We start from the raw sequence: 4,939 nt of genomic DNA, 5'->3' as shown, positions 1-4,939 counted from the left end.
ACCTGCGCCTGGCCGTCGGCCGCGCGGGGCAGGGCGGCCGGCTGCGCTGGAACGGCGCCGTTCCGGAACAGGTGGACGCGCGGGACTGGGAAGACGCCATCGAACAGCTGCAGTCCGCGCTGGCGCTGGCGTTGGCGGGCCTGGACACCGTGAGCGAGATCGCGCCGGATTTCGTGCGCCTGCACGAACGCGCCACGGCCTTGCTGCGCCGGGTGGAGGCGTTCCAGGATGCCTGCGCGCCCGGCTCGGTGCGCTGGGTCGACGTCGGCACGCACCTGCGGCTGGTGGAGTCGCCGCTGGACATCGCCAAGGCGGTGCGCGAGCGGCTGCTCGACGTGGACAATCCCGAGCCGTCGAACAAGGCCTGGATCTTCACCTCGGCGACTCTCGGCGACGACACGCGCCTGTCCTGGTTCACCGAACCCTGCGGCCTGCAGGAAGCCGAGGTGCTGCGCGTGGGCAGCCCGTTCGACTACGCGTCGCAGGCGGCCTTCTACGTGCCGCGCACCATGCCCAAGCCCAACGATCCGGGGCACAGCGGCGCGGTCGCGGTTCTGGCGGGCGACGCCGCGCGCACGTTGGGCGGCAGGACCATGGTGCTCACGACCACCCTGCGCGCGCTGCGCGCCATTGGCGAGGCGCTGCAGGCGCGCTTTGAGGGCACAGGCGAGCTCGACGTGCTGGTGCAGGGCCAGTGGCCCAAGCGGCGGCTGATCGAGCGTTTCCGCGAAGGTGCCTCAGAGGGACGGCCGGGCTGCATCCTGGTGGCCTCGGCGTCGTTCTGGGAAGGCGTGGACGTGCCGGGCGATGCGCTGCAGCTGGTGATCATCGACAAGCTGCCGTTCCCGCCGCCGGGCGACCCGCTGGTGGAGGCGCGGGCGCAGCGGCTGCAGGCGCTGGGGCGCAGCCCGTTCAACGACTATTTCGTGCCGGAAGCGGCGGTGGCGCTGAAGCAGGGTGCGGGCCGCCTGATCCGGCGCGAAACCGACCAGGGCCTGCTGGCGGTGTGCGACACGCGCCTGGTGAGCATGGGCTACGGCCGCCGGCTGACGGCGGCGCTACCGCCGATGCGGCGGCTGCAGACGGCTCAGGAATTCGACGAGGCTCTGGAGACGCTGGCCGCGGCTACCAGAACTTCCACCACGACTCCTGCTTGGCCTTGAAGCCGCGCGCCAGATACTCGCTTTGCGGATAGCTCTTCTCCATCACGCGGCGCGTGTCGTCGCGCAGCTGGGCCATGCCAAGCGCGTCGTACGAACGCATCATGATGAAGAGGGCTTCTTCCAGCGCCGGCACGTCCTTGTAGTCGGTCAGGGCGGACTGCGCGCGGCTGATGGCCGCCACGTACGCGCCGCGGCTGTAGTAGTAGCGCGCCACGTGCACCTCGTACTGCGCCAGCGAATTGACGATGTACGTCATGCGGGCGCGCGCATCGGGCGTGTACTTGGAATCCGGATAGCGCGTGGCCAGTTCCTTGAACGACTCGAAGGATTCCTTGGCCGCCTTCTGGTCGCGCTCGGACAGGTCCTGCCGCGCCAGCGCGCCGAAGATACCGAGGTTGTCGTTGAAGTTGACAATGCCCTTCAGGTACAGCGCGTAGTCGAGCGCTGGGCTGGCCGGATGCAGCTTCATGAAGCGGTCGATCGTCGCCAGCGCCTGCGCCTGCTCGCCCGCCTTGTAGTGGGCATAGGCCTTTTCCAGCTGCGCCTGCTGCGCCAGCGGCGTGCCGGCCGCGCGGCCTTCCAGCTTCTCGAATAGCGGAATGGCCTTTTCGTAGGCGCCGGAGCGCGATTCCTCGCGCGCTTCGGAATAGATCTTGTTGGGGCTCCAGGTGGCGGTCTTGTCCGCGTCCGGCGTGGACGAACAACCGGCCAGGATGGCCAGTGCGACGGCGGCCGGGGCGGCAGCCGATAATTTGCCTCGAAGGATCACACGCAACTCTCTGGAAACAAGGGCCTGACCATTATATCGACCGACCCCACCGACGATTCCCAGATGGAACCCGACGCGGCCGAGCCCGGCCCGGACGCCGAGGCGCGGCCGTTCGCCATCGACGCTGGTCTGCACGGCCAGCGGCTGGACCGCGCGCTGGCCGAGCGCGTGCCCGAGTTCTCGCGCAGCTACCTGCAGCAGCTGATCGAGCGCGGCGCGGTGCGCGTGAATGGCAAGCCGGTCGGCAAGCCTTCGCACAAGGTGAAGGTGGGCGACGCCGGCGAGATCGAGCTGCGGCCGACGCCGCAAAGCCAGGCCTTCCGGCCCGAGCCGATCGCGCTGGACGTGGTGTTCGAAGACGCCCACCTGCTGGTGGTCGACAAGCCGGCGGGCCTGGTGGTGCACCCGGCGCCGGGCAACTGGAGCGGCACGCTGCTCAACGCGCTGCTGGCGCGCCATGACGATGCGGCCAACCTGCCGCGCGCCGGCATCGTGCACCGGCTGGACAAGGACACCAGCGGCCTGATGGTGGTGGCGCGCACGCGCGCCACGATGGACCGGCTGGTGCAGATGATCGCCGCGCGCAGCGTGTCGCGCGAATACCTGGCGCTGGCGCACCGGCCCTGGGAAGGTCCCGCCACGCGGCACGTGGAGGCGCCGATCGGGCGCGATCCGCGCAACCGGCTGCGCATGGCGGTGGTCGACCTGGCGCGCCATCCGGGCAAGCCGGCCGCCACCACTTTGCACCTGCTACAGAACGCCGAGCGCGGCTGCTGGGTGCGCGCGGTGCTGCACACCGGCCGCACGCACCAGATCCGCGTGCACATGGCGCACGCCGGGCATCCGCTGCTGGGCGACGCGCTGTACGGCGGCGCGAGCGACGCGGGCATGGAGCGCCAGGCGCTGCACGCGGCGCATCTCGCCTTCGCGCACCCGGTCACGGGCCGCGAGATGGCCTTCCGCGCACCGGTGCCGGCCGACCTGCGCGAGGCCTTGCGCCGCTGGGGCCTGCGTTACAATGAAACTGAATGGCTCATGAGCCACGCCCCCGGCGCAGACGGCGACACGCACTGACTGGCACGGGGTGTTCGCTGCACCGACCCCCGCGGACGGTGCAGCCGGCGGAACCGGCCTAGCCCCCATCACCGACAGACCATGAATACGGCGGATGCCAAGCGCGTCCTCGAAACCGCGTTGATCTGCTCGCAGCAGCCCTTGCCGCTGCGCGAGCTGCGCGTGCTGTTCAACGACGAACTGGGCGCCGACACGGTCAAGGAGCTGCTCGCGCAACTGCAGGACGACTGGACCGCGCGCGGCGTGGAACTGGTGTGCGTGGCCAGCGGCTGGCGCTTCCAGAGCCGCCCCGACATGCGCGAGTACCTCGACCGCCTGCATCCCGAGAAGCCGCCCCGCTACAGCCGGGCCGTGATGGAAACGCTGGCCATCATCGCCTACCGCCAGCCGGTCACGCGCGGCGACATGGAAGACATCCGCGGCGTCACCATCAACACGCAGATCCTCAAGCAGCTGGAAGACCGCGGCTGGGTGGAAGTCATCGGCCACCGCGAAGCCGCCGGCCGGCCCGCCCTGTACGCCACCACGCGCCAGTTCCTGGACGACCTGGGCCTGGAGTCGCTGAACCAGCTGCCCGAACTCGGCACGCCGACGCAGCAGTCCAGCCTGCTCGAAGCCATGGCCGAAGCCGCCGATGCCGCGCAGCAGCAGCCGGCCCTCATCCCCGACGCGGACGCCGCGCCCGATCCCTCCCCCGAGCCCGAACTCGCATCCCTCGACCCCCAAGCCACCGCGGACGACCTCTGAGCATGAACCCACCCACTTCCGGCGAGATGGCCGCTGTCCCCGCCACCGACCTGGACGCCGCCGGGGCCGCCGTGCCGCAGCAGGTGCCCGCGCAGGATGCGGGACAGGCGCCCGAAGCCGCGCCGCCCGCCGAAGCCTCCGCAACACCCGATGCGGCGCAAGCCGAGGCCCGCGGCGACGCCGACGCCGACGACCGTGAAGGCGAAGACGAAGACGACGAGGACCACGACGACGCGGACGGCAACCGGGCGAATCCACGGGCGCCGCGCGCCAGGGCCGACGACGCGCCGAGGCCTCCGCCGCCCGACCGCTTCGCCGACGTGGTGTCCGGCCGCTTCGACGCCGAGGAGGAGGACCCCGCCGTCCCGCCGCTCAAGCGCGTGCTGCAGCCCCAGCCCGAGACGCCCAAGCTGCACAAGGTGCTGGCGCAGGCCGGGCTCGGCTCGCGGCTGGAGATGGAACAACTCATCACCGAAGGGCGCATTTCGGTCAACAACGAGCCGGCGCACATCGGCCAGCGCATCCAGTTCGGCGACCAGATCAAGGTCAACGGCAAGCCGATCCGCTTTCGCATCGCGCCGCCGCCGCCGCGCATCCTGGCGTACCACAAGCCGGTGGGCGAGGTCGTCACGCACGACGACCCGCAGAACCGCCCGACCGTGTTCCGCAAGCTGCCCAAGCTGCTGCAGGGCAAGTGGCAGTCGGTGGGCCGGCTGGACCTCAACACCGAAGGCCTGCTGCTGTTCACCAGCTCCGGCGAACTTGCCAACCGGCTCATGCACCCCCGTTTTGGCCTGGAGCGCGAATACGCGGTGCGGGTGCTGGGCGCGCTCAGCGACGAGGAGCGCCAGCGCCTGCTGGACGGGGTGGAGCTGGGTGACGGCAAGGCGCAATTCGGCACCATCGACGCGGGCGCCGGCGACGGCTCCAACGTCTGGTACCGCGTGACCATCAGCGAAGGCCGCAACCGCGAAGTGCGCCGCCTGTTCGAAGCCGTCGGGCATGCGGTCAGCCGGCTGATCCGCATCCGCTACGGCGCGATGGTGCTGCCGCGCGGCCTCAAGCGCGGCGCCTGGATGGAACTGGACGAGCGCGACATCCGCGCCCTGGGCGCCGCGGCCGGCATGCCGGCCGCCCCGCAAGGGCAGGCTAGCGACGGCGGCCGGCCGGCACGCAACAACCAGGG

Annotated in this window: 5 protein-coding genes; 4 read left to right on the top strand and 1 reads right to left on the bottom strand. The window is 70.9% G+C overall.

The genetic code is table 11. From position 1 onward, the window contains the following. A partial coding sequence (locus tag H0U68_RS05980) for an ATP-dependent DNA helicase (protein ID WP_296353637.1) occupies positions 1-1,163 on the top strand: 1,163 nt, incomplete at its 5' end. On the opposite strand, the gene H0U68_RS05975 is transcribed toward H0U68_RS05980, so the two are convergent. Further along, positions 1,126-1,929 carry an outer membrane protein assembly factor BamD gene (locus tag H0U68_RS05975; protein WP_296353639.1) on the bottom strand — a complete coding sequence of 268 codons (804 nt, stop codon included), beginning with the start codon at positions 1,927-1,929 and terminating at the stop codon, positions 1,126-1,128. The two genes, H0U68_RS05980 and H0U68_RS05975, sit on opposite strands and share 38 nt — an antisense overlap. A gap of 66 nt (positions 1,930-1,995) precedes the next feature. On the opposite strand from H0U68_RS05975, the gene H0U68_RS05970 reads away from it, so the two are divergent. The 3 genes from H0U68_RS05970 to H0U68_RS05960 all read left to right on the top strand — a co-directional run. Beyond that, a complete protein-coding gene (locus H0U68_RS05970; protein ID WP_296353635.1) occupies positions 1,996-3,006 on the top strand; it encodes an RluA family pseudouridine synthase in 1,011 nt (336 codons plus the stop codon). Between the two features lie 81 nt (positions 3,007-3,087). After that, the gene (scpB, locus tag H0U68_RS05965; protein ID WP_296353633.1) at positions 3,088-3,753 is read left to right on the top strand and encodes an SMC-Scp complex subunit ScpB; all 666 of its coding nucleotides are present in this window, start codon (positions 3,088-3,090) and stop codon (positions 3,751-3,753) included. Positions 3,754-3,755: 2 nt separating this feature from the next. Beyond that, on the top strand, positions 3,756-4,939 hold a 1,184-nt coding region (locus H0U68_RS05960), incomplete at its 3' end, for a pseudouridine synthase (RefSeq protein ID WP_296353632.1).

It is taken from the genome of Ramlibacter sp., from assembly GCF_013697775.1.
GTDB lineage: Bacteria > Pseudomonadota > Gammaproteobacteria > Burkholderiales > Burkholderiaceae_C > Ramlibacter.
This window is presented reverse-complemented; position numbering and strand designations above follow the sequence as displayed.

Coding starts and splice junctions, on each gene's coding strand:
- H0U68_RS05970 (WP_296353635.1), top strand. CDS start 1,996: ATGGAACCCGACGCGGCCGAGCCCGGCCCGGACGCCGAGGCGCGGCCG.
- scpB (WP_296353633.1), top strand. CDS start 3,088: ATGAATACGGCGGATGCCAAGCGCGTCCTCGAAACCGCGTTGATCTGC.